Origin of the sequence: Candidatus Pantoea communis (genome assembly GCF_011752685.1) — a bacterium.
GTDB lineage: Bacteria > Pseudomonadota > Gammaproteobacteria > Enterobacterales > Enterobacteriaceae > Pantoea > Pantoea communis.
Genome location: NZ_VWXC01000020.1, coordinates 1 through 26903, shown reverse-complemented (window position 1 = coordinate 26903; position 26903 = coordinate 1). Strand labels below are relative to the sequence as shown.

Sequence of the window (26903 nt, the reverse complement as noted above, 5' to 3'; positions counted from 1 at the left end):
CCTCCATCAAAAGAGTTTTTCGGTGAAACTCTCTTCCGGTATATCCGCTGCCTTGCTGACTTCGTTTATACGCTGGATTTGAGCATCTGTTAGCGGCCCATCATCCGGTTCGTAATATGGCAAATATTCATTCGCCAAATTGCGCAGGGCCAGATGTGTAAGCTCGGTTTTGCTCAGGCCGGTCTCTTGCATCAGTTTGTCCAGCGTTACTGCACTGACACCCGTAGGGGTATCCTTGCTACGTAATCTAAACAAAAAGCTGTTAGCTTTGTTTTCGGCGTTGAGATTCATAGGTTTCTTCTCTTCTTCGATTCCTTTTTATGGATGCACTCAGTGAGTTAGCTAACCGTTGGAAAAAGGCAAAACAACTACGGCGCTATTAGTCCACTGATACAGTTTGTGCACGCATCTGCGCGCTGACTAATGTAGGACAGTTTCTCTTATGGCATTTGGTCTCCTATTGTGGTGGTTAATGTTGAGATGATATCAAATCTATATCTTTTGTAAACGTGCTAGATATACTTTTGATATATTTTATGCGAGGTTCGACTAGTGATTGTGGCCTGAGTAACAACGGTACGGGAACGTACGATAAAAAAAATATGAACACACGAAGGATCGGTTAGTAGTCAACGCTGTTCGTTGAGTGCCATTTTCGCGTTTAAGACACCATTGTTATAAGATTTTTTATGTCCATTATAATCTTACATAACAGATAGCTACGCCACTATCGCAAGACCACATACCGTTGGTTTTCAAGTCCGTTTTACTGCGGCCTGGAGCGGATGGCACAGATTTAAGGCTCGACGTACCCGTTAGTTTGTACAATATTCTTTTCCCAGAGACAGGATCTCTGACTGTGTGAGCGATTCCGGCTAAGGCCGGGACGCGAAAATTTCGAAAAAGGCTTCCTCACAGAGGCCTTTTTTGACCCTGCTGTTCCAAGAACCCTCCCCCTTTTTGTTCCTGTCATGCTTTTCGTCCGGGATCCGTCTGCCGGATTTTTACGATTGGGCATTTCCGTCAGACTCCCCAGTGCGCATCCTTTCCGCATATATGATTTTTTTGTTTCTTAATAACAGCATGTGATAGCAATTCCGGTGCGTGTGAGGCGCGTCAGGCCCGCGTTCGCGTCTTCTCACGCCTGGGTATTTTAAGGGTATTGCGTTTTTTCCCCATTTTCTGCGAACCTGACGGCGGAGCAATTCGTGAAATAATTAAACAAACAAACCTAGTTGTATTGCATAGGCACACAGGCTTTAAAGGCACAGGTGTAATAGCCCCCGTTTAAACCGGACACTTCATCTGTAAGACATAGTCTTAGAGCTATGTTTAATGAGTGTCCTGTGCAAAGAATCGAAGTGATCACTGGCGAGCAAAAGCGCCGTCGTTATACTCCCGAAGAGAAAGCCCGCTTTGTTACGCTCGCCATGCAACCCGGCTAAACCGTCTCACTCGTTGCCCGGCAATATGGCATCACTCCCCGTCTTCTTTTTAAGTGGAAACGGCTCATGAACGAAGGTGGCAAGTCTGCGATCGCCGCAGGTGATGAGGTAGTCAGCGTCTCTAAGCTCAAAGCGCTGGAGAAAAAAATCAAACAGCTTGAACAGATGCTGGGACGTAAAACGATGGAAGCCGAAATCCTTCGCGACGCGCTTGAGATAGCCCAGGCAAAAAAGTTGATATCGCGCATGCCATTGCTGCCACCGGAAGATATCCCCTCATCAGAATAGCAGAAGTGCTACGTGTATCGCGTTCAAATCTGTATGACCGGTTGCTGGAGAAACGCCAGCACCGGTCAGCCCGCTACAGCATAGACGATGACGCCCGACTGTTACCGCTTATCCGCAAGATAAGCAGCGTGCGGGCAACAAACGGCAACCGTCGCGTGACTGCGCACCTCAATCGTGCGCTGAAGGAACAGAACTGGCGCGTTAACCCCAAACGTATTTACCGGATCATGCAGGCAAATAACCAGTTGCTGGCAAAATCTGGCCATAAAAAGCCAGAGCGCTGTCATACCGGCAACGTCGTGACACTTAAGCCGGATACGCGCTGGTGCTCAGATTGTTTCTTCAATACTTCTGGTGACGTTAAGCCTGATCAGGGCACGACGGCGCCGGGAAGATGCCGGTTATGGCTTAGTCGCATTTTGTTCGTCAGGGTTTGCGGGTACCTGCGCAAAGGTGAGTCACTGTTTTACTGGATGAAGGTCGCGCAGAAAAGTGACCGGATGCACGCTTCACCGATTATCCCTTGTTATCTAGGAATGCAGCCCAAATCAACCGAAGAATCAGGTCAGCCGCTGAGGGCGGCGCTTACGACATCCGGTTATAATGTCACAATGTATTATGTCGGAAGAAAATCGTTGCTCATTTCTTTACGCGAGAGGGTGTGGGTTACTGTCTTGATGATTACATAAACCGCGCCTGAGCTGTTGCGAATCAGTCATTGAAATTGAGCAATGACAGGTAGAAAGTGAAGAGCCCCGCCATCACGGGGCTCTGATTAATCATCTCAATCGTAAGAGAATGGCTTCCGTCAGAAACTATATTTTACGCCCAGCACTCCCTGCGTGTCCTGATAGTTGTTTCCCCCAATCTGCTGTGCAACGCTACCCCATACGCTCAGGTTTTCGGTCACGTGCCCCTCAACACCGGTTTTCAGCTCAGCTACGTTACGGTTTCCCTGGAGATACGCGCTGTTGTCACCCATCTTCACGCCATAGTCCTTTGACGTATACAACCAGTTTGCTTCCACAAACGGTTCGAACTGACGGACAGAGTCTTTGTCCAGGCGGCTCTGACCGGTCATTGACAGGCGCACACCCAGGCGGGCCTGGACGTTATCGCTGCCGCGGCCCTGCACCGTCGTGCCGTTCGCTTCCGTATGGTCATCAGCCTTCACCCCGGACCACAGTACCTGTGCCTGTGGCGTCACATAGACGTTGTTTTCCATCCCGCCTGACGTTACATACGAACCGGCATGGAAGACATACCCCGTTTCCAGGGAGGCCGTCAGGCCTTTTGATTTGTACTTCTCATAGGACAGTTCATCACCCTTAACCGAGTTATCGAACCAGTTCCAGGCCAGCCAGTTGTCCGCATAAAGGCCGGTCCTGTCCTTCGCATTCTGATACCAGGTACCATAGATGCCCGTGCTGTAACCCCACACGGAGCCTTTTGAATGATAACCAGAGATGTTGTTGTTCGTGTTGCTGTACTGTTTACCGTAGCCGCCCATCAGGCCAAGACTAAAGGCATCGTCGGCACCCAGGCTGCCGTTGAGGACATCACCACCCAGCTGGAACACCATCCGGTTAGCAGAGTACTTTGACTGCCCGTCTGACAGACGGCCTTCCGTATGACCGCCCACCGAACGTACCCACAGGCTGCTCTCATGGCCTTCACCGGTGACCGGATCCGTGTAGACGCTGCCGCCCTGACGATCCTTCAGGCGCATGCTGAACATCGTGGCCGCGGCCTGCAGGTTGGAGGCGTAGCTCCCGCGCTCAGGGCGATAGGTGTGTTCAGTGTCACCATTACCACCATTACCACCATTGTCACTCTGACTGGTCAGGTACCAGTTATTCATATTTGCGCCGGAAGCGCTACCCTGCTGCAGATGATACTCATAGCTGCCGGCGACGACACGCCTGCTCTGCACGAAGGCATCTGCTGCGGAGCTGCCGGTGGATATAAGTTCGATGCCTTCCAGGGTCTGTGCACCGGTACCGCCTTCGTTGGCAACACTGACATAGGTTGTACCGGAAGCGTTTCCGCTGATGACCAGCTTATCGGTGAGGCTGTCGTCGCCACCCAGTACGGTTCCAATGGAAACCGTACCACTTTTGCCAGTCCAGTCCCCCTTAACGGCCAGCGTCTGACCTGCATTCGTGGCACCGTTATTAATCACTACCAGACCGCTGTTTATCATGTCACCATACAGGGTTACTACTTTCGCAAGCACGCCTGCGCCGGTATCATTAATCAGCACCGTGCCGCTGTTGTTAAGCGAGGTGACAGTTTGATCGTTTCCGGCAAGGTTAAGGGTGGCGGCGTCGGCTACCCTCACGCCGGAGGTCGACGCAAAAGCATCCTCCACGACCGTTTTAAGGGTACCGCCGTTAATAGTCGTGGAGCCCGTGTAAGTATTACTGCCGTTTAAAATAAAAGTACCTTCTCCTGTTTTACTGAGGCTGCCATCTCCAGATATAATGCCAGAAAAAGTGGTCTCATTGTCGCCAATGTTGATTACATCGAGGGTATTATTTCCGAGTAAAATACTACCTGCTCCGGTGAGTGAACTTACTTTCTGATTATAACCACCTAGGTTTAAAGTAGCCCCTGAATGAAGAGCTAAACTGCGGCTTGAAGCGATGGCATTTTCGACGCCTGTCTCCAGCGTACCGTCTTCAATCTGAGTATCGCCAGTATAAGTATTCTTAGCACTTAAAGTTAGTGTTCCAGATCCAGACTTAAGTAAGCTTCCTGTGCCAGACAATACGCCTGAAACTGACATACCGACACCATTAGTGTCTAAGGAAGAGATACTATTACCGAGCAGGTTAATATTGACGCTGGTTGTCAGAAGGGATTTGTATGCTTTTAGAATTCCACCGTTTAGATTGAAAATGGCAGGGGTACTGCTTCCTCCATAAACGATACCATTTTTCCCACCAACTGAAAGTGTACCACCGCTCTCAATATTCATCTCAGCCATACCTGACATACTAGACGAAAGATATAATCTGTCAGATACTGTAATAGAGGCACCATCGCTGACAGTAGCTTTTGCAGTGCCTTCATCTGCGCCCAGATAGAAAGTATTAAGATTCAACTCTGAGCCAGCGCCATTAACGAAAATATTAATATCTGAACTATCAATACTGTTACCCCCAGCAACTATTCCGGCATTGACGACCCCGCCATCAGAGATGTTAAGGGTTCCAGAACCACCACTACCATAACCTGTTCCACCCAGACTTAACATTGCACCATCAGAGACGTTAACAACACCTCCTTCTGATACGTTCAACACACCGGTGAAACCTCCAGAACCAATTGTGAGTTGTTTTGTTTCTGTGCCTGATGCATCGATACCGGGTTTAATATTTAAAACGGAACTCTTGCCATTGACGTTAATAATGCCGTCAGCGCCATAGCCTGCGTAGACGTCAAACGCAGTTACCTGGCCACCATCGGTAATATTTAGAGAATTATTATTTCCTCCGCCAGCATTACCAACGAGAATTTGAGGAGTAATAAGTGTTGAATCTCGTCCGGATACCGTTACATAAGAGGTAAGATCACTAACACTTCCAATAAAAACATTTTGCTCAGAAAATACACTGGCGCCATTTTTAATCAGCATGTAAGCATCAGTATCACCCGGAGCTGCGCCGTTACCTATATTTATGGTGCCACTCGATGGCGAACTGCTGCTATAATTTGCTTTGACAGATGTTTCAGATCCAGTAACTAAAAAATTAGATGAAGTATTAAATCTCTCACTATATGTCAAAAAGCTTGCATATTCTGTCGAACCACTATCATAAACTGTTTCATTTGAAGCAGATGCAATAGAAACTGCGCCACCAGAAAGCAAGGATAAAAAAATAGCTATATTATTTTTTTTCAAAATAGGACCCCAATGACAATGATTTATTTGATGATTAAAACAATAAACATAATTGAAAAAAGAATATTAACCTTTCTATTCATGATTAATTTAACCTTACAATATGAAATGTCGTACGTGATAATTTTATAGTGAATCTAGATGGCGTTAGTGTTTATAGTTATTCCTCCGCAGGAAAGTCACCCTTTAATTTAGCATGAGAAAAGCAGATGAAATTTTATCTATCCAAAATGAATTTTCTTCTTTAAGATAACTTATTATCCCTTCGATGTGGCGTGGCCGATAATAGCAACGTAAGATCCTTTAAGGAGTCTTCAAAAAATTCTTCAAAAAGATATCCCTGAGCATACAGAAGTCTTTTTTTTTCTATGGTGCTAAATTGCTTATTCGTCTCAACACCCTCGAATATAACCCTTAAATTTTTCGAGGTATATTTTTCCGTTAGCTCTTCAATTGAGTTTATATTAGAAAAATCTTTCCAAAAAATATATTTATCTATTTTTATTGATTTGATATTTTTGATTAAATTCAGATGGGGGTACTCTTCATTGGCATCCAGGTCATCAAGCCAGATTTCGTTATTCAAAGAATTCAGGAACTCCACCCCATTTTCAGACAAAAACTGTATATCATGTACATCAACTTCCAAACATAACATTTCAAGTTCATTGAGCTTTCTCAGAGCTTCCGGATTAATAAATTCAATACACTTATAATTTAAATTAAGGCTGACGCGAATTTTTTTATTTAAAAAAAAGTGGTGATTTTTTTCAATCACATCGAGTTGATAGTTAAGGATTTCATTTAACGCTTCGCCGTTCGCTGTTTTAAAGAAAAGCTCAGTGTTATTCAATTTTTCGCCTTTCTTACCGTAAGCTCTGGTGAGGCATTCGACTGCGTATAGTTTACCGTCGGAACTTAGAATAGGCTCAAACGCTATTTTCATTGTGCACCTTTTAAAAAAACAGGTATTACTTCATGAAAAGAAGACATCATTCAGGGAGCTGATGCCGAGCTTTTTCAATGCAGACAGCCTTTGTGAATAGAAGCCTTTCGTCTTGAAATGTGCATGGCAACTTCGTGAAACGTTTATACTCTCATAGAGAGAGTTAAACTCTCCGGATGTGATTATATTATTTTTATCTGAAACCACGCTCCTCAAATCCGAGTTTTTTCCGTATAATGCACCTGAGTTCAACAAAAAAACACCCTCTCTTTGGTTTATCAGGAAAACTGACAAAGGCAATGTTTTTTTCGAACTAAGGAGTATAATTTTCTCTTCGCCTTTTATTATGCGTGGTGAAAGAGTTAGTGTTTGAAGTAGATTTTGTTGAGATATCTTTTTTAAAAAAAAATCAGAAAAATTTTCCACATCACTGACCCTATATTTCTTCAGGTAACTTTTTAATCCAAGCAAATAAAAATTATCAAATTCCGATCCAATTATTTTCATAATCTCTCTCATTAAAAAATATCAACTCCTTGATTTAACCAGAGTTAGCAAAAAAAGCTTAAATTAAATTAATGTGATAAGTCTTTTGTTGAAGTTGAATTCATCTTAACATAGCCTTTTAGGATGGAAGAGGTTGTTATGGAAAGAAAAGTAAAAACGTTCATGCGAATAAAATCAATTAACGACGAAATTAAAGCGGATGAAAATTTTCAACTAGCGGTAAATATTCATTGCAAAATGATTTTGAATGAGTTCGATCGTAAGAAGTTATTTTATAAATTTATATTCAGCAATAATCGATTTATAATTTCAACCATCACTGCTTCGGTTTATTACAGTCAGGAAGATGCCTCTCTCTCAGAAGTTTCACGTCAGTGTCTCAAAACAGGTATGGTCAGTTTGAATACTGTATCTTCTTTATTGACTCTTTTTAAGGTAAGTGGGAGGATCCGTGTCTGCAACAGCAATAAAGATCGTCGAAAAAAAATATATATGATGACTGAAAAAGGGATTGAAGATACTTTATGCCTGCTTAATACTATGACCCCTAGTTTGAAATCTATCTTTCCTGAATCATTAAAGGGTGAACGTTTAAGTGGTTTTGATCTCCCATTTTTTTTTAAAAGATATACAGAAATTCATGAGTCTTCTGTTTTTCTGATTAATCTTGTAAAGGATGTTGAAGTATTTATCGCAAAAGATTCCGGTCACATGGTGCTCATTAATATTTATATGCTCGGAATCCGTAACGAAAATTCTAAAGATACGATAAGCTCTATTGCTAAACGTTGTGGTATATCTCGTACACATCTGAGAAGCATGATTTTAGACGCAGAATCAAGAGGTTTACTTCTGCTTGAAAGTAAATCCAATAAAGTGATTGTATATAAGAAGTTCTTTTCCATGTTCAACTCTTATATGGCTTATTATTTCTCTTTCTTTTATTACGGCATGGAAGGTATTTCAGAAAAAAACAATCAATTATAAATGACCCTGTCAGTCAGTGACAAAAAAACATGCTACCGCCCTTTGCGTCACTCAGGCAAATTAAGTTAATTTTTTATTATTTCAATCAATTTAATAAATATTCATGAATAATCACCTCGCATGCTATAGATACTGAGTGATAATTATATTTTGTTTGAGGGAATATAACGTATCCTTCATGCAGACAAAACGTAATGATTTACAACCAAATTTTGACGTTAAAAAGCGATATAAATTATTGACATTATTTCCTTGTTATGAATTTCGTGAAGGTGCTCAGATCAAATCCCTCCGGCCGATTGGTTTCATTCATCAGGTTATGTGGAAATTAATACTGACCAGGCACGCAGCCAAGAGTGCCTGGTACGATCGTGACGGGCCTCTCTGGCTTAACTTTGCTTTATCGTCAGTGAGTTACGGTACATTTTCCGCCGGAACCGCCGCCGATCGCCCCGCTTTTTATTCCGGGCCTTCCAGGTTATTCTCCGTATACGGAAGAATAGCCGGAAAACCGATCCGCAGAGGATCCGGTGAGGATCGATTTATTCCCGTGGTTTTCGCTGGACAGACGCGCGAAAATACGTTCTCACATGCCAGACGACGGAGATTGAAAATCTGAGCACTTTACCCCGCGAAATCCTGCAGAATTCGCACAGCGTTGTCACTGAGCATAATCTGCACGATCATGGCGCCGCGCGCTACTTTGACTATGAAAGTGCGGTGGCGCTGCGCAACCTCGCCGCCGCTTACGGCACCGACATGCCCCGCTACCTGCTGGCGCCCGAGGTGGCGGTGCTGCTCGCTAAGGTGACCGATCTCCGCAAACGGCTGTTCATCGACGCCCTGTGGAACACCGGCGGCCGGCTGAACGAAATACTGCCGCTGACCCGGGAGGACTTTGTGCTTGACGACCCGCTCACCGGCGCGCCGCTGTCGTCACCGTTCGTGGTGCTGCGCACCCTCAAGCAGCGCGGGCTCGAGGAGGCCGCAAGAAACCGCAGCCGCCGGCGCGGGCGCCCGACGAAGGAGCAGCAGCAGGCGGAGCGGGAGGCTGAGGCCGAAATCAGGGACAACCCGCCGCGCGCGGTGCCGCTCACCGATCCAGGGTTCGTGCAGCGGTTAAGAGAATGGTTTGCGACGGTAAACCCGCCGGCGGGCGCCCGGCTGTGGGATATCAGGAGCGAGGATACCGCGCGCAGCTGGATCTCACAGGCGGTCGCGGCCGCCGAGCGTGACGGCGTCACCTTCTCCATCCGACCGGTGACGCCCAAAACGTTTCGGGACTCGTTTGCGATGCACCTGGTGCAACACCAGGTGCCGCAGAAGGTTATCCAGACGCTGATGGGGCACAAGGACGCGAAGTCCACAGAGTGGTATACCCGGGTGTTTGCGCTGGACGTGACCCGCCAGCTCGGCGTGCGGTTCTCGATGGATCCGGCTGAAGCACGCTCACTGCTGCTGCCTGGGGGGCGACTGTGATAGCGGACTGGCGGAATTTTGTGACGCTGACGGACCTGCTGCTGATGGCCGGGCTCGCGGCGGTGAACCTTTATCTCTGGGTCAGTCTGGGTGCAAAGGTCGGGCGGTGGCGTCGGCGGCGGTTCCGCCTGTAGGTTCAGTTTCTGCCGCCTGAGCGGTCGCCGCTGCCGCTGCTGCTCACGACGCTGGTGACGGGGCTGGCCAGCGTCTGGATGCTGGCCGTGCTCCTGCCGGTATGCGGAACGTGCGCCCGGCGGAAAAAAGGCAGTGGCCGGCGTAAGGGTCTGATTGCTAACGGCGCATGATTACTCATAATAAAGTTCCGTTTATCATCAGGATCTGACCGTATGCTCCTCAGGAGAAAAAAACACCGTACCCACGGTGAGGATCGCCTGCTCGCCCTTACGCTTGCCACCACGGCGGGCGTCCTCAACGCCATGGCCTTCGGCGCGTTTGGCTTCTTCCCCTCCCACATGACGGGTAACACCTCCCAGCTGTCCGCGGAGGCGGGAAGTTATGACCTGCACGGCCTGCTTTTTCTGGCGGTGCTGATCCTGGCCTTCGTGACGGGCGCCACGCTGGCGCGCCTCGCCGTAGCCTTTGGCCTGCGGCGTAACGTGCGCACGGTATTCTGCCTGTTGCTGCTGTGTGAGGGCGTGCTGCTGCTGGCGACCTCGCTGGTTGAAATCCGCTGGTACAGCATCCGCAACAACGGCGAGGTGCTGGTCACGCTCGCGCTGCTGATGGGCCTGCATAACGCCACCTCCACGCAGCTTTCCGGCGGGCGGGTCAGGTCAACGCACGTGACCGGGACCCTGACCGATGCCGGTATGGCGCTGGGCTCCTGGCTCCGGGCGTCGGTGAGCCGCCGCGAGGCGGCTGACGCGCCCGCGCACCGGGCGCTGCTCGGCACGCACCTCGTGACTATCGTCTCGTTCCTGTCGGGGTGCGTGGCCGGCTATTTTCTTTTCGTCCGGTTTGGCTTCAGCGCCATGGCGGGGCTGGCTGGCCTGCTCATCCTTACCGCGCTCGGGGGCATCGCCCGCGCGCTGCATCTGACCGGCTGGCGTTTCTGGTAGCGGCCGGTACTTTCAGCGACGGCGGTCACGTGCAGATGAAAGCACCCTGACCGTCTGTCTGGATCCACGGGCCGCTCCGGCCGGCGGCTGCAGGGCGTGAAGCAGCAGTCAGGGAATGCGATGGATCGCGCCGGCACCTGCAGAACGCCCTTTTTATCTGCCATCTTTAAGTCTTCCCGCTAAACGGCATTAGCAGCTTCCGGAAATGCTGCTTATCGGATGTTCGTCCTGTATGACATCAATGCTGAGGGATCGGGGCGGGCTGCTTTCGCCTGGGTTCACTGTATACTGTAAAAATGTACACTATATGCACGCTGCCATCTGCTACGCCCCTCTGCATGCGTCTTTTGCTCAGATCTGACATTTTCTGAGCGCATTTACTGTTTACAGTGGCTCCCGGATCCGCCCAGACTGACACTCAGGATTGCAGGTACACCTTTGCCGTCCGTGAGCAGCCTGGTAACCTTCGCAGCACGTGCGTGGCTGTTCTGCACGGGTTTAACCATTTTTTACTCAGCTGAACGTAAGTTGCTGCCGATATTCTCGTCTGGAAGATCTTAATGGCATATGATGCCCGCCCGCTGTAATGGCCAGGCGCTCCCACCGTGCCTGTGCCTGCTGCGGGCGATCCCCTGCTTTAGTGACGACCGGCCGGCATAGCCTTAATGTCAGCCTGCCGGAGCGATTCCAACATATTCAGATAAGAGGATGACAATGAAAGAACTGGTAACCCAGGAACCGGGCTCTGACAGATCAGCCCTGCGTCAGGAAAACGTGCGCAGAGCATCAGCTCTCATGCTTAAAGGACTGGGCGCACCAACCGTCGCCGGGCCGGATTCGTTCCGGTACCGCGACTACGACACCGCGCATCTGCGGGAAATGACGGAAGGGTGGAAACCACCTGCCAGAGAAGTGGTCTGCGCCTGGTTCGGCCATTTCCAGGCGTGTATACCGGAGTACGCCACGGACGACAGGTTAGCCGTTCTGCTGGGCATTGGCGGTGAAGCCTCGCACTTGCTGCATGAGTATCGTCTGGGCTTTGCGTTTGTGCCCTATCACGTATGGCGCCGCTTCCTTATCCTTTCAGGACGGGCCGGACAGGACATTGTCCCGGTGCTGCTTAACGTCGACGACAGCAATGGCTGAACCTGACGGCAGGCTGCGGAAACAGGACCAGATTAAACGCGATGAATTGCCTTGCGGCAGGGGGAGATGGTAAAATGTGAATCCGGTCAGCGGTAACTTTATTGTTTGCGTACCGTCTGACCGGATTTCCCTGGTGTTGGCTGTATTAGCTACCTGACCGAAAGGTCAGGTTTTTTTTCTGCCTCAACAACTTACACGCATTGTAACTGCTTGCCTTTCGTTTGTAAGTTATGCTTAAGTATTGTGTGGCCTGTACTTTAGTTCAGGTATGGTTTAAAACCCGCAATACGAAACCACCCGGAGCAGTGATGTTTGCTTTTTTTACTGGAAACAACACGATTACAGATACTCTTCAGGCTTACATCCAGAGAAAGCTGCAGCCTTATGGCTCGCCTGAATATGCCTATACCGTCGTTAACAAAAAAAATCCTTCAGAAGTTCTTATTATTTCCAGTTATCCGGACGAGTGGGTTCACCTCTATCGTGCCAACAATTTTCAGCTGACCGATCCCGTAATTCTTTCTGCTTTTAAGCGCACCTCGCCTTTTTCCTGGGACGAAAACATCACGCTGATGTCCGACCTGCGGTTTACTAAAATTTTCACGCTGTCGCGGCAGTACAACATCGTCAACGGGTTCACCTTTGTGCTGCATGACCACATGAATAACCTTGCGCTCCTGTCGCTCATCATTAATGGCTCAGGGCAGGAAGGGCTTGAAGCCCGGATTTCTGCAGAGCAGGGTGCGCTACAGATGCTGCTGATCGACTTCAACGAGCAGATGTACAAGCTCACAGGATCGCTGGCCGACAAAGCGAAAGCATCGGGTGAAAGTGCCGGTGGCGCGATTTTTTCGGTGAGGGAAAACGAGGTTCTTTACTGGGCCAGCATGGGTAAGACGTATGCTGAGATCGCGGCCATTACCGGTATCTCCGTGAGTACGGTGAAGTTTCACATCAAGAATGTCGTTGTGAAGCTCGGAGTCAGCAACGCCCGGCAGGCCATCCGCCTGGGCGTTGAGCTGGATCTGATCAGACCGGCAGCTTCAGCGGCCAGGTAGTGGCCTCCTGAGGCTCACAGCCCGTACGGGCGATAACGGAGCCTGCCAGCTTCAGCTGGTCTTCGCCTGACGCCGGCAGCGTCAGCAGGTAAATCCGCTCTTTTTCGGTGAGGTGTGCTTCCTTCAGCACGGCAATCTGCCACCCTGATCGGCGCAGGATGGTCAGCATGGCCCGGCTTACGATAGTGTGGATGCGGGCATGTCCCCGCTGCTGTGCCCAGTTTACCATGGCCAGAAACAGCACCTGACTGACCGGATAGCTCTCGCCCAGCAGGCTGCGCGCGCGCGCCTTGTCCACGAAAAAACGACTGGATTCGGTCCCGTCGGCAGGCAACGCTACCGTGCTGAAGCAGTCGCGGAAGGTGTGGGTGATCATATTCGGCTGACTGAGAGCGGCAAAGCGGACGCTGCAGATAAGCTGCCCCTGATAAACTCCGAGAATGTACTGCGTGCCCGGCCCGTCAAATTCGTCCGATTCCATTCCCTGACTGCAGACCACGTCCCAGCCAAGGCGGTCACTGAACGTCTGCTTGCGCAGCCTGTAAAGCTCTGACGCCCGCGTTGTCCTGAGCTCTTCATAGCTCACGTCAAAAAGTTCCAGCATTCCCTATCCCCTAAAACCGCGGCTTATTGCCGCAATACGGCGATTTTACAAATTATCGCGCACAGTTTCAGTGGATTAAGCAAATTTAAGTATTTTCACCGCGGCTGCACCTGCACAGGCGGGATGGAATGTGCTTACCAGGCTGGCGCAGGTCATGAGCGACGGGATCCTTTGCGTGCTGCGCTGCCGCCTGATATATATCTGCAATCATTTTACCCGTAAAGGTCTCATGGCCTACAATGCCGGAATGGAACGCCGTCACTCCGGAGGCGCAATCAAAATAAAATCAGGGATAATAAAGATAATCTTAACGTCAGCGACCCTGCCCGGGGCGGCCTCAGCGGCCTGCCTGCAGGACAACCAGTTTCTGCCCCACAGGCTGTGTGCGGCTGTCCCGAAGCAACGTTTTTACTGAGAACTGACCAGCGAGATCAGCTGACTGCTGTCGCATGATTATCATAGTTCCGACGGGGCATACAAAGGCTTCGCCCCGTTCCCTTCAGTCGGGTGCACCGGGATAACATAAGGAAAATTACGTCATGAAAAATGAATTTCACCCACAGCTGCTGGAAGATGCGGCAGCCTGGTTGTTCTGGACGCTGGTATCCCGCGACGGGTTTGAGCTCACACTCAAAAATGTTTTACAGACCCGCGGACAGTCACTCCTCAACCATCCTGAGCGGGAAATCATTTTCCGGCGCTATCCGCTCGGGGAGATGCCAGCATCTACGTTCAGCGCCTTCTGCAGCGCTGTTGCTGAACACGCGCACGCCCGGGCAGTCCGGGAAGAAAATCTTACCGGCATTATTTACAGCGAGGACAGATTCAGCGGGAGGACGTCTTCCGCCGCCGGTATCTCTGGGGCACATCTCGATTTTCCTGTTACGGTCGAGGGTGACAGCTTTCCCCGGTACGGCTCTCTCTGCCTGCGTGCTCCTCTGCCCGCGGTCGTGTTTGCCGATTCACCGCCACCAGAGGGTGTCCTGCGGATTGCGGACACCCGCGCCCTGGGTTTCAGCATGCCGCTCTGGCTGTCACCCCAGACGGTCAGTCAGGTTGAATCCCGCCTGTGGCTTCTGACGGGGATATTTTTTATCCCCGTGCATCCGGAGCTGACAGACCGGCACTGGAAAAAAGTCATACCCAACGGCGTCTGTGCCAGAGAACGGATAATTATGGAGAAGGACGGGGAGGCCCTGAGCCTCGCTTTCCACTGGCAAAGCCGTGCGCACTGAGATATTTAGAAGAGTACTGCCGAGAGCATGTGTGCCAGCGGGAAAGTGCTGCAGTGCTGAGAGAGCGCAAAGTAACCGTGCTGAGCCATCGTCAGTCCGGCTGTCGCTTATACGTGGTGCATTTATATGAGGATAATCAGGCTGCCAGGTGCAGGTGCAGGCCCTTAAGATGTGCGCTGGCGGGATAAGAAGCAGGTAAGTGTGTGCTGACGGGATAAGAATACCGAGGATGTGCGCTGGCGGGGGAATGACGGAGTTTTTTCCCGCCAGCGCACATCTTAAGGGCGTTACCAGACTCAGATACGAGGTGAAGAAGAGCCTTTCCCGACAGCACACACGAATGAGCCGATCCTGATCACTCACACGGGTACTCTGCTCCTGATAGCGTGCCCGGCAGCACACACGTTTACTGATAGCCAGATCAGACCCGACTATCTCATATCATTGCAGATCTGATGGTTTGAGTTTTGGATTACGTTTATGAATAATAAGGTAATTCTCACGTTCTTTACGGACAAGTGAAAATTCCAGATACCCGATTTTCTGCAGCTGCTCCAGCGCTTTTTTGATCGTGCGATTTTGTTCGCTCACCGAACTGGAGAGCGAAAGGCGTTCACGCAGGCGCGCAAAGGCCACGGGTATGGGATGAGCGGGCAGGCTTTCAATAAAGGTATATATGGCCTGGGCTGCCTCTTTCTTTGGAAGCGCCTTAATAGCATGCTGTTGCAGAAGCACGCGATAATCGAGCTGAAAAAGTTCCCAGAGCTTCTCATCGGCTTCAAGCTGAACAATGTCTTTGTCAGCGTCAAAATAGCCGGTTTTGAGCAGGCCTGTCTGGTAGCTGCCACGTACGTCTTTTCCCCGCTTAAACGAGATCGATTTGTTACGCAGTTTACCCAGCGATTCATGAATGGCACTGCGCAGACGACTGTCTATGCGCTTGGCTGAAAACCCACACCCTTTTGCAAAATCGCTAAATTTCAGCTCGATTTTATTTGAATTAAGCCCGTGCTTGCTGAATGCATAGATGACGCCAATCCAGACCTTGAAGTCGCAGTCCATATCCAGACGCGGGCCCGCAATGTTGATGTTGTCGTAACCTTCAGCTCTGGCGATTTCCAGCTGGGAAAACAGCTCGGAGGCATCCACAACATTATTTTCCCCCTGCGATTTTGAAGGCTTGGGCACAAAAACGCCCAGTCGCATCAGGGCGACGGGCTGCACGGTATTATTAGAATTAACTGTGAGTTGTTTTTCCTTGCTGATCATGTCGCTGTACAGCGCATCGCCAATAAAAGTGTTTTCTTTCATTTTGTTATGTGAATTCCCTGCGCGTATGTGCTGGTCAAGAGTATGATCCGGGCTCTTCCCGCCAGCACACACAATACATCCCGGCACGACACATTTCCATCCCGCTGACACACATATTTCACCCTCCAGCACACACGAAGATCCCTTCAGTACACATCGGAATATGGCTTCAGGCCAGCGATGGCGGGGTTTTCAGAGGGCCGGGATCTATATGGAACTTAAGGGATCTATATGGAACTGTTATTGGATCGCTCCTGTGTATTTGTGGATAAGACCATTAATGGGGAGCGTAGCCTGAGCCCACAGGCTATCTCTGGTTCCGTTTCTGCAGAATGGCTCCCTGCATTTAAGGTATCGATTCTGCTGCCTGACATTATGCACTGGCATTCGCAGGTGACCTGCATGGCATGCATGTTTTCGGTACTTATTTTGGCGTTCATAGCGGGCGTCACGCTAACGCCCCCCGGCCATCGTCCTGTGGGATGGCATTAATGATGAAAAATCATCCTGTCCCGGAACGGCTAACCTTCATAATCTGTGCGCGCGTGGCCATACGGGTAAGTATGATCGACAGAATAGCTGTTGCCCCTCCCATGGCAGTCGACTCAAACCGGTGCAGGGCAATACCTGTCTGAGGAATGCCGAATCCGGAGATCATGAAAACCACCATTGTGGTGATGAGAAAGCTGAAGAGGCCATACGAGCGATTGATCATTGAATAAGAGAAGGTGAAGGCAGCAAACCCGGTGATAATAAAGCCAGCCATTATGAATAACGAACTGCTGCAATAATCGATAAGGCCGGCTGCCGTAATGCAGCCTGTCAGCGTACCAAGCACACGTGCCTGCACCCTTGATAAGGTATCCCGGTAATTATTTCGCAGGCAGATGAGCAGCGTCATACCCGCCCAGTAGCCATTAGTCAGTTTTAGCAGATGAACTGCCGTCAGCGCACCAGCCATCCCCAGCATGCCGCATATGACTGACCATTGCATATGGACACGATGTTTGTACTTAACAAGAAAATGCATTAAAAAACGTTTCCACGTGCCCGGGCTGAAATCGCGAAGCTGAAATTTTCGTCGCTGGAAGATTATTGCCAGAATTATCATCTGTAGTGTTCCGCCTGCACCGACAAGACCAGCACGCAGTAGGGCATGCTCCGGGGTTCCGGCAAAGCTGCCCGACACGAGGTAAGTAATTGTCCACTGCTGCAGCATCCACCATGCACTGACATCGATGTTAGCCATCACCACATACAAGCCGGTGTAAAGCAGTGCACCGGCCACATACAGGGAAAATATATTTCCAGTCAGACTACCCAGCCAGGCAGAAAAAATAAGACCCGCCACAGTAGTTGCGAGTAATGACAGTGATGACCCCCCCCATGTTTTGTTTGCTCCGAAAGCAAGGGTAATCGCGCCACCTGTTGCAATACTGGCTGCGGCAACATGGTCGGTCAAATAGCCTGCAACGCTGATAACGATGATGGCGGGCAGGCAGTAGAGCCCCAGAGTAAGATCGTGTCGGATACCAGGTTCAGACGGCATGAGATCTCCCGTACACAAACAGGGCTGAATAATGGCTAAAAATGAGAAACCCGCCTGTGGCCTTCGTTGATAACACTGTTTACTTCTCCTTTAAAATCCTGCTGATCGGCTTTTAAAATAATTGGTTACAAGAGCCATTACGGGCAGCTTTCCTTAGGCCTTAATCCGGTTCAGCATTTCTGGCCTGCTCCTGATGAGGAGCAGCACACGCGTGCCTGGCGCGGCGTTGAACCGGCCAATGGGATCCGGGTCGAGCGTAATTTCGTCCTATGTCAGGCACAACGCGTCAAAATACTCACCACGGCTGCTGTACTGCGCAAATCTTCCACACATAGAGACCTCCCGCTGTTGCTGTAAGGATAGCGACATATACTGATATCAGACGCTTTAATTTGGTGCGCAGGTGCAGACAGGAGTTGCAGATGAATTACTATCAGAAGCTGAGTCAGCCCGCCGTCAGAGCGGAGATGGCGCATGACTGGCCGACTGCCGCCTCGCAGTGGCAGACGCTGTTCAGACGGCCGGCAGCCCACCCCTGGCGACAGTGGATAATCGGGCGCGTAAAATACTGCAGGGCGCGCGCATGTGATATGCCCCCGCGACACTGAAGCCGGTTAAACTATGCATGTTCATTTTACCGGGCTTACCTTTTGTCAGAACGGAGACTGTCTATGGCCTTTCAGAGCCCGGCCCAGAATTACAGAGAGACGCGCCTGAACCTGGGTGACCTCGTCAGCCTCTCCCCTTATTCCACCTATCTGATGCGCAGCGACAGCGATTTTCCTGACGCCGGCATCGTGAAAGGTTCAGTGCTGGCCATCGACCGGGCGCTGACCGCGACGCATGGCCAGCTCATTGTTGCCGAGGTGGAAGGCGAGCTGACGCTGCGGCGCCTGCTGCTCAACCCCGTTCCCGCCCTGAAGGCGCCGGATGCGGATGAAACCGTCACGCTGATCGACGTGAGCCAGCCGCTGCCGGTCTGGGGCGTGGTGGCCTATGCCCTCACCGACGTGGCCGGGCTGGGATTCAGCGGACCCGCCGGAGAGTGACCATGTTTGCCCTGGCGGATGCCAACAACTTTTATGCCTCCTGCGAAACCGTGTTCCGGCCCGACCTGCGCGGCCGCCCCATTGTCGTCGTCTCTAATAACGACGGGTGCGTGATTGCGCGCTCGGCAGAGGCGAAGCGGATGGGCATTAAAATGGCCGCCCCGCTGTTTCAGAACGAGCGTTTCTTCCGTGAGAACGACGTGCACGTGTTCAGCTCCAACTACGAGCTGTACGGTGACATGTCGGCGCGCATGATGGCCATACTGGGAGAGATGGCGGCCCGGCAGGAAGTCTATTCCATCGATGAGAGCTTTCTGGACGTGACCGGGATTGGCAGCCTGATCCCGCTGGAGTCGTTCGGCCAGCAGATGCGTGCGCGTATCCGGCAGGAAACGGGGCTGATTATCGGCGTGGGCTTCGGGCCGACCAAGACGCTGGCCAAGCTCGCCAACCATGCGGCCAAGAAGTGGACGAAGACAAACGGCGTGGTGGATTTGTCCGAACGGAGCCGGCAGCGGAAGCTGCTGCAGCTGACTGACGTCAGCGACGTCTGGGGCATCGGGCGGCGCATCAGCGTGCGCATGAACCAGCTGGGCATCACCACGGCTCTGCAGCTGGCCGACAGCAACGTCAGCATGATACGGAAGAACTTTGACGTCATCACCGAGCGCACCGCGCGCGAGCTGAACGGAGAGTCCTGTCTGGCGCTTGAGGATGCACCGCCGCCCAAGCAGCAGATAGTGAACTCGCGCTCCTTCGGGCAGCGCGTCACGCATCTGGAGGACATGCAGCAGGCGGTGGTGCTTTACGCGACGCGCGCGGCGGAAAAGCTCAGGGAGCAGGACTCGCGCTGCCGGCACATCAGCGTCTCTATCGACACGGGCCGGCACGGGGACGGGCCGCATTATTCCAATACGGCATCGTGCATCTGCGACTATCCGACGAATGATACGCGGGACATTATTGATTCCGTGCTGCGGGCGCTGGGCACCATCTGGCGTGACGGCTACCGGTACGCGAAGGCCGGCGTCATGCTGGGTGATTTTTATCAGTCAGGCGTGGCGCAGTTCGACATGTTCAGCGAGCAGCTGCCGCGCGCCAACGCTGACGCGCTGATGGCGGCGCTGGACGGCATTAACCGCTCGGGCCGGGGAAAGGTGTGGTTTGCGGGCCAGGGGGCTCAGGACAGCAGCTGGCAGATGAAGCGCGAAATGCTGTCCCCACGGTACACCACGCGACTACGCGATATCCCGGCCATTAAATGATGATCTGTGCTTCTATCTGAGCAATTGCATCTGACCTGACTACCCATTTGCATTTGACGACCGTTTGCAGATTACTTGACCATCGCCAACTAAAACTGCCCATTAGATTTAGTTGGCATGAGGCCTTACATCTGAACGGCTGTTGTGTGCCATGAACAGCCATCCATTATCGCCCGGTTCTGAGTATGGTGTTGGGCACCAAGCCGCGAAACTCAATTGAGTGCTGAATTTTACTGCTACTCACCGACAAAATTTGACAGCGCAAGAGAAAGATAACCCGGTTGTTCCCATGACATGCAATGCCCACAATCATCAAGGATTACCGTTGAAATCCCTGACTTGACTAAATAATCGACATCGTCGTCAGGTAACGACCATTCACCGAAGATCAGCTGTTTACGCACAGGCATTTTAATAAATCGCTCAAGCCAGTCACCGCCTGCTATCAGACTTGAAGCACCTCGCCAGACCGCCCAAGGGGCATCAACAGCGAGGCTTCCCGCCCAGGGGCCTGATTCGTTTTCAATCATTTGTTTCCAGTGTTTGTTTATGAACTCTTCTTCACTGTGGCTGCATATCTGCCGACTGAAAAAACCGCCCCCGGGTCTAAAATTAGGTTCAGATACCACAAGTCCCTCCATGCGATTTGTGATTAAGCCTGCCGCTTCAATACTGATACTCCCCCCCATACTGTGCCCGTAAATAAAACATTTATTCAGCCCTAAATACCATACTAACTCTGCCACCACACTGGCCTGGTCAGTGATTGAATAGCTGTAATCACGAGGCTTTTCACTGTAGCCACACCCTGGCAAATCTATAAGAATCGCACGTCTTTTATTTAAACGAGGGTCTGTGGCTATAAGTGGATATTCGTACGAAGAAGCACACCCTAGTCCATGCACAAATATCAGGGGTGTTCCGCTGCCGGGCAGATCCTGCCAGCGGACGAGACAATTTGCAGTGGATGAAAAGAAAGATTCCATAGAATTATCAATACTGGCTGAGTTTAAAGACGTCAGTATCTTTGCATTGAAGCCCGCAGACAAGGCTCAGATGTATAGGTTTCTGTTATTTACTGACCATCGATGGTCGTGTTTAGACCTGATCCCTTTTAATGAATACACGACTATTCAAGCAAATTCTCTCAGAGTAATGACAGCTTCGGATGTCCGCTTCTCGCTGTGAGTTCAACTGATGGACGCAACACACTTATTGAACCGTTCTGCGGGTGATTCATAGTCTAGCGTTTTTCTCGGTCTTTCGTTGAGCTGTCTGGCAACGCTGTTTAGTCTCTGCTGACTGTGAACCGATAAGTCAGTTCCCTTTGGAAAATATTGTCTTAGCAACCTGTTCGTATTTTCATTTGAGCCACGTTGCCAGGGAGATTGAGGATCACAGAAGTAAATCTGGATGTCTGTTTCTACAGTAAACCGGGTGTGGCTGGTCATTTCAGCTCCCCGATCCCAGGTTAATGTTTTATATAGCTCAACAGGTAATTCCCGGGCTTGTCTGATGAGTGCAGATATAACCGTTATGGTCTTGTTGTCCCTGATTTTGGCTAACATAACAAAACGGGAATGGCGTTCTACAAGGGTAACGATATCGGAGTTTTTCGAGCCCTGGCTCAGATCACCTTCCCAGTGACCAGGGATGGCTCTGTCTGAGGCTTCCGGTGGCCTTTCGCTGATAGGTATCGCATTCGGAATTTTCCCTAATCCTTTCCCTTTAAGTGATGACGTTCGGGATCTACGAACCGCTCTTCCGCTTCTGAGGCATTGCTGCAGCTCTTTTTTTAATGCCCCCCGGGTTTGTATAAAAAGCGTTTTATAAATCGTTTCGTGTGACACATGCATTTCCTGATTATCCGGATAACAGCGTTTCAGCCAACCGGCGATCTGTTCCGGCGACCAGTCCTGATGCATCTTCTCTGCAATGATTTTACACAATGTGGGGCTTTCAATTAGCTTGCAAGGTTTTGGTCTCAGAGCATTTTCCCACGCAGCAGTATCGGCTTTTGCTGCACGGTATTGCTTGGCACCTCCGTGCCTCCTGACCTCGCGGCTAATCGTTGAGGGTGCTCTTGATAAGTTGGCAGCAATGTCCCTGATACTGAGTTTTGCTACCAGTCCTCTGGAGATCTCCTCTCTTTCATCAAGCGTGAGCGCTAATCGATGCCGCTTTCGAACGGGAGGACGGTAGCCACCTGTCTGGTGGATTGTGGGCATGATTGAAGAATGAAATCTGTCGAACATTCTGGCGATATCATGCAGGGAATCACCTTGCTTATATCTGTCCCAGATAATCGCCTTCTGCTCTGGCGTGTAGTTAATCCGAGTTCTTCGTTTCATGGCAACGTCCCCCCTTGATTAAGGATAGCGTTGCATCGAGCCATTGAACTCACAGCACATAGCGGACTGTAGGTGCCTAATGTCCGTTATGAGCGAAAAGCGGACGTTATAGCTTAAGATGCCACTTGCTGTAAGAGTAAAAAAAAAAAGCACAATTAAAGAGCTTAATTTGTGACCCGGAGCGATGTCAGATGGATATGATGCTTAGGTTTATGCTTTCCCAATATGCAGGGCTGCCTTTTTCACAGAATAAACTTCATAGCTGGCTCGAAAAATGGATTTATGAGCAGGAACGAAAATGCGCAGACAGCGCTTTTGCCGCAAGATTTCCCTGGAAAGAAACGGGTTTGCATCAATCCTATTTTTTACAGCGAAAGCTCTGTATCAATGGTCGATATTTTCTGACAGGCCCGCGTTATAAAGGCGGCGATATTAACTGCCCTTTTATTGATGTCGTAGCTTCGAGCGCCGGTATGGATGATTCCGTGCTCAAAGCTATCAGCCGGGAATGGAGGGAATTAAAACCACAACACATTCGCCAGCTCACACCCGGCCACATTGCTGCCCGGGGTATAACTGATCAGCTTATATATGCATCCTTCCCGGCTAATAAATCAAAATATTATGACGATGCCCTTACCCTAAAACCTGCCGCAGGCGCGGATTTTGATTGGTGCCGACAGGCTTTGCTGGAGGCCTACCAGCATTCATGGTCTACGATACCTGCCTTATCAGGTAGCCTACGCTCTGTAGATCACGAAGACCTCAGTAAACATATTCTCAAGGGCCATGCGTATATAATTTACGAGCAAGGCGATAGGGCCGGCTTAATCATTTGCGAGCCAGGGGAAATAGCTTTTTTAAAGGGTTGCCGGATTTCAGAAGAGGTCATCCTTCCCACGTTTCGCGGACGCGCTCTGGCTTCCCGGGCACAGCGCTTGCTGCGTAACTCTCTTTACCACTTTAGCCAGGAGGATTGCTTGATTACAGGAACTATCCTTCCGGAAAATTTTCCATCTATAAGAACAGCTGAAAAAGCGGGGCGGACATGCGTTCTCAGATACGAGTTCTTGCCGGTGATTTTTGATTGAACGGCACATCACCATAACGCGTTAACGTCCGCTTCTGGCACAAAGCGGTCCGTTTTACCCTTCTGGTTTTAGGGGCAACCTTTTAAGAGCCAGTTCAATTTTTTTCCGCGTCCTGTTCCACAATGGCTCTCTCATCTGGTGTGAGCGGAACTTCCTCAAAGTAACATCTGACATAAGCTTAGCTTTCCAATATCAGCCCACGCGCGCTGTCTTTGAGCAGATTAAAATTACAGCCAATGCAGGCCATCTGGTGCTGATAGGTGCTCCAGAAGGGATTCGAGCAGTATGAATAGCCTAGGTCATAATACGTTGCAGGTCCCGTCAGGCTGGCGGCTTCGGGATCATTCAGCACGCTTATCATGTGCGCGATCCTGTCTGCCTTTATAAATGAAACGGCATGCTGTGTCGGGCAAATACGCAGATAACGCATTGTGGACTGAGGCGTTGAATGCTCCGTCCATTACATTAGTTCGTACAGTGATATGCCCTGTGGGAAGCTGTCCAGCGCGGTCACCGCTGAGGCCCGTCACCGGTGACTGGTTATCGTCCCGCCGCTGTCTTGCAAAGGGACACCCGCACGCTTGCAAAACATCGGTATTACAGTGCGGTTGAGTATAACGGCGCCGGCAGTCTTACCGCGATGCTGAAACAGCAATCGGACTTTCTCACCGGTCCGCTCATCGGCGAGCAAAGCATGGTCTGCCGGACGTTCATCCAGCCAGAGGGCGTTTAATAAATTGTAACCGTACCGGCACTTCGCCCCGTTAAATCAGGCGCTTCCTGGTAAATAAAAGTGCGTTGGGCGCTAAGCTTATCGCGTGTGTTACTCCTCGTGCCAACACCAGTGTGAAGTATTGCAATAGCTGACGTGCTATCAGGATCCAACATCGCCGGCCTCAGACCGGAAGTGCTTACTCCTGTTGCTCCCGGGCCATCCGCCCGGGATTTTTTTATCCACTTTTTTCCTGTTTTTTATCCCCGAACAGTTCACGGCGGCCCGATTTAAATAAAAAACCCACCGGGAGGTGGGTAAGTCAGAAAGCTCAGTGTAGGAGATAGCGCTTAACGGTTTCCGGGTCTGTGCCCACCGTTTTAAGAGCTTTCACCAGCTTATCCTGCGTAGTCTGTAAAGTGAGCATCCAGTATGTAATCTGCCATTGTTCATTTATCACAATGATCTTTTTATCTTCCGGCTCGCGGCGGTGAAAAATATAACTCATCAAAACCCCGGATTAAGGACAAAACGGCTTATTTGCTGTGTGACACAGACGAAGAATGGCACTGAAACTGAGGGGATTAAAATTGAAATGGCTGACCGTAATGAGCAAAAATTTTTATCAAAAAAAAGCCCACTTAATGAGTATCAGTGGGCCTGTTTTGTTCACGCCGGAACAACGCTCTCTCGCAGAGGTGGGGTTAAGCACTGCTAATGTTGCACTCCAATCTAACATCGCATTGCCTAATCCGTAACCCTATAATTTACAAAGATTGTTATTTAAGATTAGGCCGCTTTCCTTCGGAATGTTCTCATCCGGAAACCCCCGGATGTAAGTCCGATAACTTTTCTGCTGAAATTTCATCAGCAATTGATTAGCAGGCCTCATACCTTATTTCGCCCGATTTTGTCGAAACGGCCGGATTTGCGGCAAAAATTTGGGATTATCGCCATTCCTTCAGCCCCTTGTGTCGAAAGACGTCAGCTGTTTACGCAGAAAATGTGACACCACGTCCTGAGGGGGCTGAATGCCACACGCTTTGATAAGCCAGCTCACCGCGCCGCGGTGTCGCGTACCATGCAGTATCACCTGCTCGATAAGGCTGAGGGGGCTTGTCTGCGCCATCTTTTCGTCTCTGCGCTGATAAATGATGGGGCGATCCCAGGCTTCGGCCGTCATGCCGGCCGCATATTCAATGAACCAGCCGGAGCAGGCCAGCATGCACGGCATAAGTACTGCCTGCTCAGGCGGCCTGCGCGGTCTGATATTCGGCCGGGATGGTGCTTCCCCCTTCAGGTTGGCACGAATGAGCATGTCAGTGGCGTGCATGTGGTACATGAGCCTGAGCATCTCACGGTGTTCAGCGCGGAAACGGCGCGCGTCCGTTTCGGCAATGGCGCTGAGCATCCCGGCATCCATCCAGTGCTTATATCTCAGTAACGTCAGGGCGGTAACTCTTTGCATAATTTTTCCAGAGCGTCAGCACGTCCGGCATAGCGGTAGCGTGAAGTACGCATTTAATTAATCCGGTGTGGACTGAGACTGACAATCCGGAGCTTATCGCTGCCAGTCTTTTCTGCGGCAGAAGGGTTTCAGGCTGAGAATTCACATTCACACCTTAATGCAATGCACAGGATATACCTTCCATACCGGCGGCGGGGCAGGGTGATGCGTCCGGTAAGTGCCTGCAGGTGAGTAAGGGCGGTGAGGCGCATCAGAGTGTAGTCGCCTGAGGGGATTGCGACAGCCCGGTGAAAAAAATTCTGGCAGGGGCAGGTATTCACAGCTAAGGTCCGATCACGAGTTACGTACTGCCTGATTGTATGGATGTGAATAAAACAGCTCATTGCGACGGTGAGTCATGTAGTTTGCGCACAAAGTCTGCCGGGCGGGACTGCTTATTGTGGTTGGCTCTCGGTGCTATTCGTTCAGGATATTGCGTACAGGGTTCGAAGTTTTAAAAAAGAATGTATTGCATAGATACATAAGGCCGGGTAAGCCTGCTGCATGTTGAAAGAAAATATCCCATGCGCATTTGCCAAAAACATGATTTATCGAAAAATTTTGACACGCCTTCTATTCTGCCTATAGTTATTTCCGGTCCGGAACTCCTCCGGATTTGGGTGTAATGGAAACTGAATCTTTTTCCCGGGTACCGTCCCGGGATTTTTTTCCAGACCTGGCGATTTGTCCTGATTTTTTCGCTTCGCAGCTGTCCGGAAGCAGGGGCCAGTGCGGAACACGGGTAGTGCCGAGGTGATATTATCTGGCTTCAGAACAAGCGCTTACTGGTCCAAAATGGGCTGGTTTTTCCGCTTCCCCCCTATTGACCTGACTAATCAGAACAACCTGGCCGCCATCGGGCTTTTTCTCAGCATAATCATTTCAGTTAATTCCTTCTCTTTGTCAGTCAATTGGCGAGTATTGTTAACCAGAATCACATTCTCCCAAATGTATCCGGTAGTTTTATGAAAAATAAATTCATGTTTTTTGATTCAATGGCTGCAGCAGTAGATAACGTCCTGCTTCACTATTTTTTGTGATGTCAGAAAACAAAGCCGACTGGCTGCTATGCTCTGAACACGGTGAATCCCTCTATGCGACGGGGCCAGGCTACACAGGTACAGCAGGAACAAAAGCGCGATTCAGGTGGTAGCCTTTCTGAATCACCGGGAGGCACCCGGCACCGTAACTTTTACTGAAGAATGAAGAGGCGCTACGGAGGTGGCCATGCTCTGGATGGAACAGGGGCTGTATCTCAGAGTGGAAGAGCTGCCCGGCGGGCCGCGGCCGCTGCCGCTGCTGAGCGGATTCAGCCTCACGACGGCCTACAGGGCGCTGGGGTGCTTTAATCCGTCGGAAACGTCGGACGCATACTTCATTCTTTCCA

The 26903-nt window shown here is 50.4% G+C and carries 21 protein-coding genes and 2 pseudogenes; 11 read left to right on the top strand and 12 right to left on the bottom strand.

Features of this window, described 5'->3' with window-relative positions; translation table 11 throughout:
- Nucleotides 1-6 precede the first annotated feature (6 nt).
- Nucleotides 7-291 (bottom strand): hypothetical protein, encoded by a 285-nt coding sequence (locus F3J37_RS21715; protein ID WP_166935720.1) that lies wholly within the window; start codon nt 289-291, stop codon nt 7-9.
- 1055 nt (nt 292-1346) lie between these two features.
- On the opposite strand from F3J37_RS21715, the pseudogene F3J37_RS28180 reads away from it, so the two are divergent.
- Nucleotides 1347-2074, top strand: a pseudogene (locus F3J37_RS28180) (transposase); the annotation flags it as partial.
- Between the two features lie 467 nt (nt 2075-2541).
- Here F3J37_RS28180 and F3J37_RS21700 read toward each other — a convergent pair.
- From F3J37_RS21700 to F3J37_RS21690, 3 genes and pseudogenes are all read right to left on the bottom strand, one after another.
- The gene (locus F3J37_RS21700; RefSeq protein WP_166935716.1) at nt 2542-5640 is read right to left on the bottom strand and encodes an autotransporter outer membrane beta-barrel domain-containing protein; all 3099 of its coding nucleotides are present in this window, start codon (nt 5638-5640) and stop codon (nt 2542-2544) included.
- Between the two features lie 244 nt (nt 5641-5884).
- Nucleotides 5885-6589 (bottom strand): annotated as a pseudogene (locus F3J37_RS21695) (EAL domain-containing protein); the annotation flags it as partial.
- A 27-nt stretch (nt 6590-6616) separates the two neighbouring features.
- A complete protein-coding gene (locus F3J37_RS21690) occupies nt 6617-7093 on the bottom strand; it encodes a hypothetical protein (protein WP_166935712.1) in 477 nt (158 codons plus the stop codon).
- 138 nt (nt 7094-7231) lie between these two features.
- On the opposite strand from F3J37_RS21690, the gene F3J37_RS21685 reads away from it, so the two are divergent.
- The 5 genes from F3J37_RS21685 to F3J37_RS21665 all read left to right on the top strand — a co-directional run bounded on the left by F3J37_RS21685 (nt 7232) and on the right by F3J37_RS21665 (nt 12842).
- Entirely contained in the window at nt 7232-8080 is an 849-nt protein-coding gene (locus F3J37_RS21685) for a hypothetical protein (RefSeq protein ID WP_166935710.1), read from the top strand.
- Between the two features lie 720 nt (nt 8081-8800).
- Complete coding sequence (locus F3J37_RS21680) at nt 8801-9559, top strand: tyrosine-type recombinase/integrase (RefSeq protein ID WP_444505531.1); 759 nt, start codon at nt 8801-8803, stop codon at nt 9557-9559.
- 347 nt (nt 9560-9906) lie between these two features.
- Entirely contained in the window at nt 9907-10638 is a 732-nt protein-coding gene (locus tag F3J37_RS21675; protein WP_166935708.1) for a YoaK family protein, read from the top strand.
- Between the two features lie 714 nt (nt 10639-11352).
- On the top strand, nt 11353-11784 hold the full coding sequence (locus tag F3J37_RS21670; protein ID WP_166935706.1) for a hypothetical protein: 432 nt from the start codon (nt 11353-11355) through the stop codon (nt 11782-11784).
- Nucleotides 11785-12092: 308 nt separating this feature from the next.
- A complete protein-coding gene (locus F3J37_RS21665; protein WP_166935704.1) occupies nt 12093-12842 on the top strand; it encodes a helix-turn-helix transcriptional regulator in 750 nt (249 codons plus the stop codon).
- Here F3J37_RS21665 and F3J37_RS21660 read toward each other — a convergent pair.
- Entirely contained in the window at nt 12814-13446 is a 633-nt protein-coding gene (locus F3J37_RS21660) for an acyl-homoserine-lactone synthase (RefSeq protein ID WP_166935702.1), read from the bottom strand. The genes F3J37_RS21665 and F3J37_RS21660 overlap by 29 nt on opposite strands.
- A gap of 539 nt (nt 13447-13985) precedes the next feature.
- Here F3J37_RS21660 and F3J37_RS21655 point away from each other — a divergent pair.
- Complete coding sequence (locus F3J37_RS21655; protein WP_166935700.1) at nt 13986-14681, top strand: hypothetical protein; 696 nt, start codon at nt 13986-13988, stop codon at nt 14679-14681.
- A gap of 441 nt (nt 14682-15122) precedes the next feature.
- On the opposite strand, the gene F3J37_RS21650 is transcribed toward F3J37_RS21655, so the two are convergent.
- Nucleotides 15123-15992, bottom strand: coding sequence for a RepB family plasmid replication initiator protein (locus F3J37_RS21650; protein ID WP_034827977.1), 870 nt, complete (start codon nt 15990-15992; stop codon nt 15123-15125).
- 502 nt (nt 15993-16494) lie between these two features.
- A complete protein-coding gene (locus tag F3J37_RS21645) occupies nt 16495-17541 on the bottom strand; it encodes an FUSC family protein (RefSeq protein WP_052127522.1) in 1047 nt (348 codons plus the stop codon).
- Nucleotides 17542-18212: 671 nt separating this feature from the next.
- Here F3J37_RS21645 and F3J37_RS21640 point away from each other — a divergent pair.
- Together F3J37_RS21640 and umuC are read left to right on the top strand one after the other, a co-directional pair.
- Nucleotides 18213-18590: a S24 family peptidase gene (locus F3J37_RS21640; protein WP_166935698.1), complete on the top strand. Its 378-nt coding sequence runs from the start codon at nt 18213-18215 to the stop codon at nt 18588-18590.
- 2 nt (nt 18591-18592) lie between these two features.
- Entirely contained in the window at nt 18593-19855 is a 1263-nt protein-coding gene (gene umuC, locus F3J37_RS21635) for a translesion error-prone DNA polymerase V subunit UmuC (protein ID WP_166935696.1), read from the top strand.
- Nucleotides 19856-20091: 236 nt separating this feature from the next.
- On the opposite strand, the gene F3J37_RS21630 is transcribed toward umuC, so the two are convergent.
- The gene (locus F3J37_RS21630; protein ID WP_166935694.1) at nt 20092-20841 is read right to left on the bottom strand and encodes an alpha/beta fold hydrolase; all 750 of its coding nucleotides are present in this window, start codon (nt 20839-20841) and stop codon (nt 20092-20094) included.
- Nucleotides 20842-21045: 204 nt separating this feature from the next.
- The gene (locus tag F3J37_RS21625; RefSeq protein ID WP_166935692.1) at nt 21046-22206 is read right to left on the bottom strand and encodes an IS30 family transposase; all 1161 of its coding nucleotides are present in this window, start codon (nt 22204-22206) and stop codon (nt 21046-21048) included.
- A gap of 191 nt (nt 22207-22397) precedes the next feature.
- Here F3J37_RS21625 and F3J37_RS21620 point away from each other — a divergent pair, with 191 nt between their 5' ends.
- Entirely contained in the window at nt 22398-23297 is a 900-nt protein-coding gene (locus tag F3J37_RS21620) for a GNAT family N-acetyltransferase (RefSeq protein WP_505543779.1), read from the top strand.
- Nucleotides 23298-23475: 178 nt separating this feature from the next.
- Here F3J37_RS21620 and F3J37_RS28170 read toward each other — a convergent pair whose 3' ends face one another.
- On the bottom strand, nt 23476-23658 hold the full coding sequence (locus tag F3J37_RS28170; RefSeq protein ID WP_240154157.1) for a hypothetical protein: 183 nt from the start codon (nt 23656-23658) through the stop codon (nt 23476-23478).
- A 682-nt stretch (nt 23659-24340) separates the two neighbouring features.
- A complete protein-coding gene (locus F3J37_RS21610; protein WP_072050593.1) occupies nt 24341-24517 on the bottom strand; it encodes a DUF3606 domain-containing protein in 177 nt (58 codons plus the stop codon).
- A 55-nt stretch (nt 24518-24572) separates the two neighbouring features.
- Here F3J37_RS21610 and F3J37_RS21605 point away from each other — a divergent pair, with 55 nt between their 5' ends.
- Nucleotides 24573-24767 carry a hypothetical protein gene (locus tag F3J37_RS21605; protein WP_166935690.1) on the top strand — a complete coding sequence of 65 codons (195 nt, stop codon included), beginning with the start codon at nt 24573-24575 and terminating at the stop codon, nt 24765-24767.
- Nucleotides 24768-24970: 203 nt separating this feature from the next.
- Here the strand turns inward: F3J37_RS21605 and F3J37_RS21600 are convergent, their stop codons facing one another.
- A complete protein-coding gene (locus F3J37_RS21600; RefSeq protein WP_166935688.1) occupies nt 24971-25477 on the bottom strand; it encodes a DinB family protein in 507 nt (168 codons plus the stop codon).
- Nucleotides 25478-26903 lie beyond the last annotated feature (1426 nt).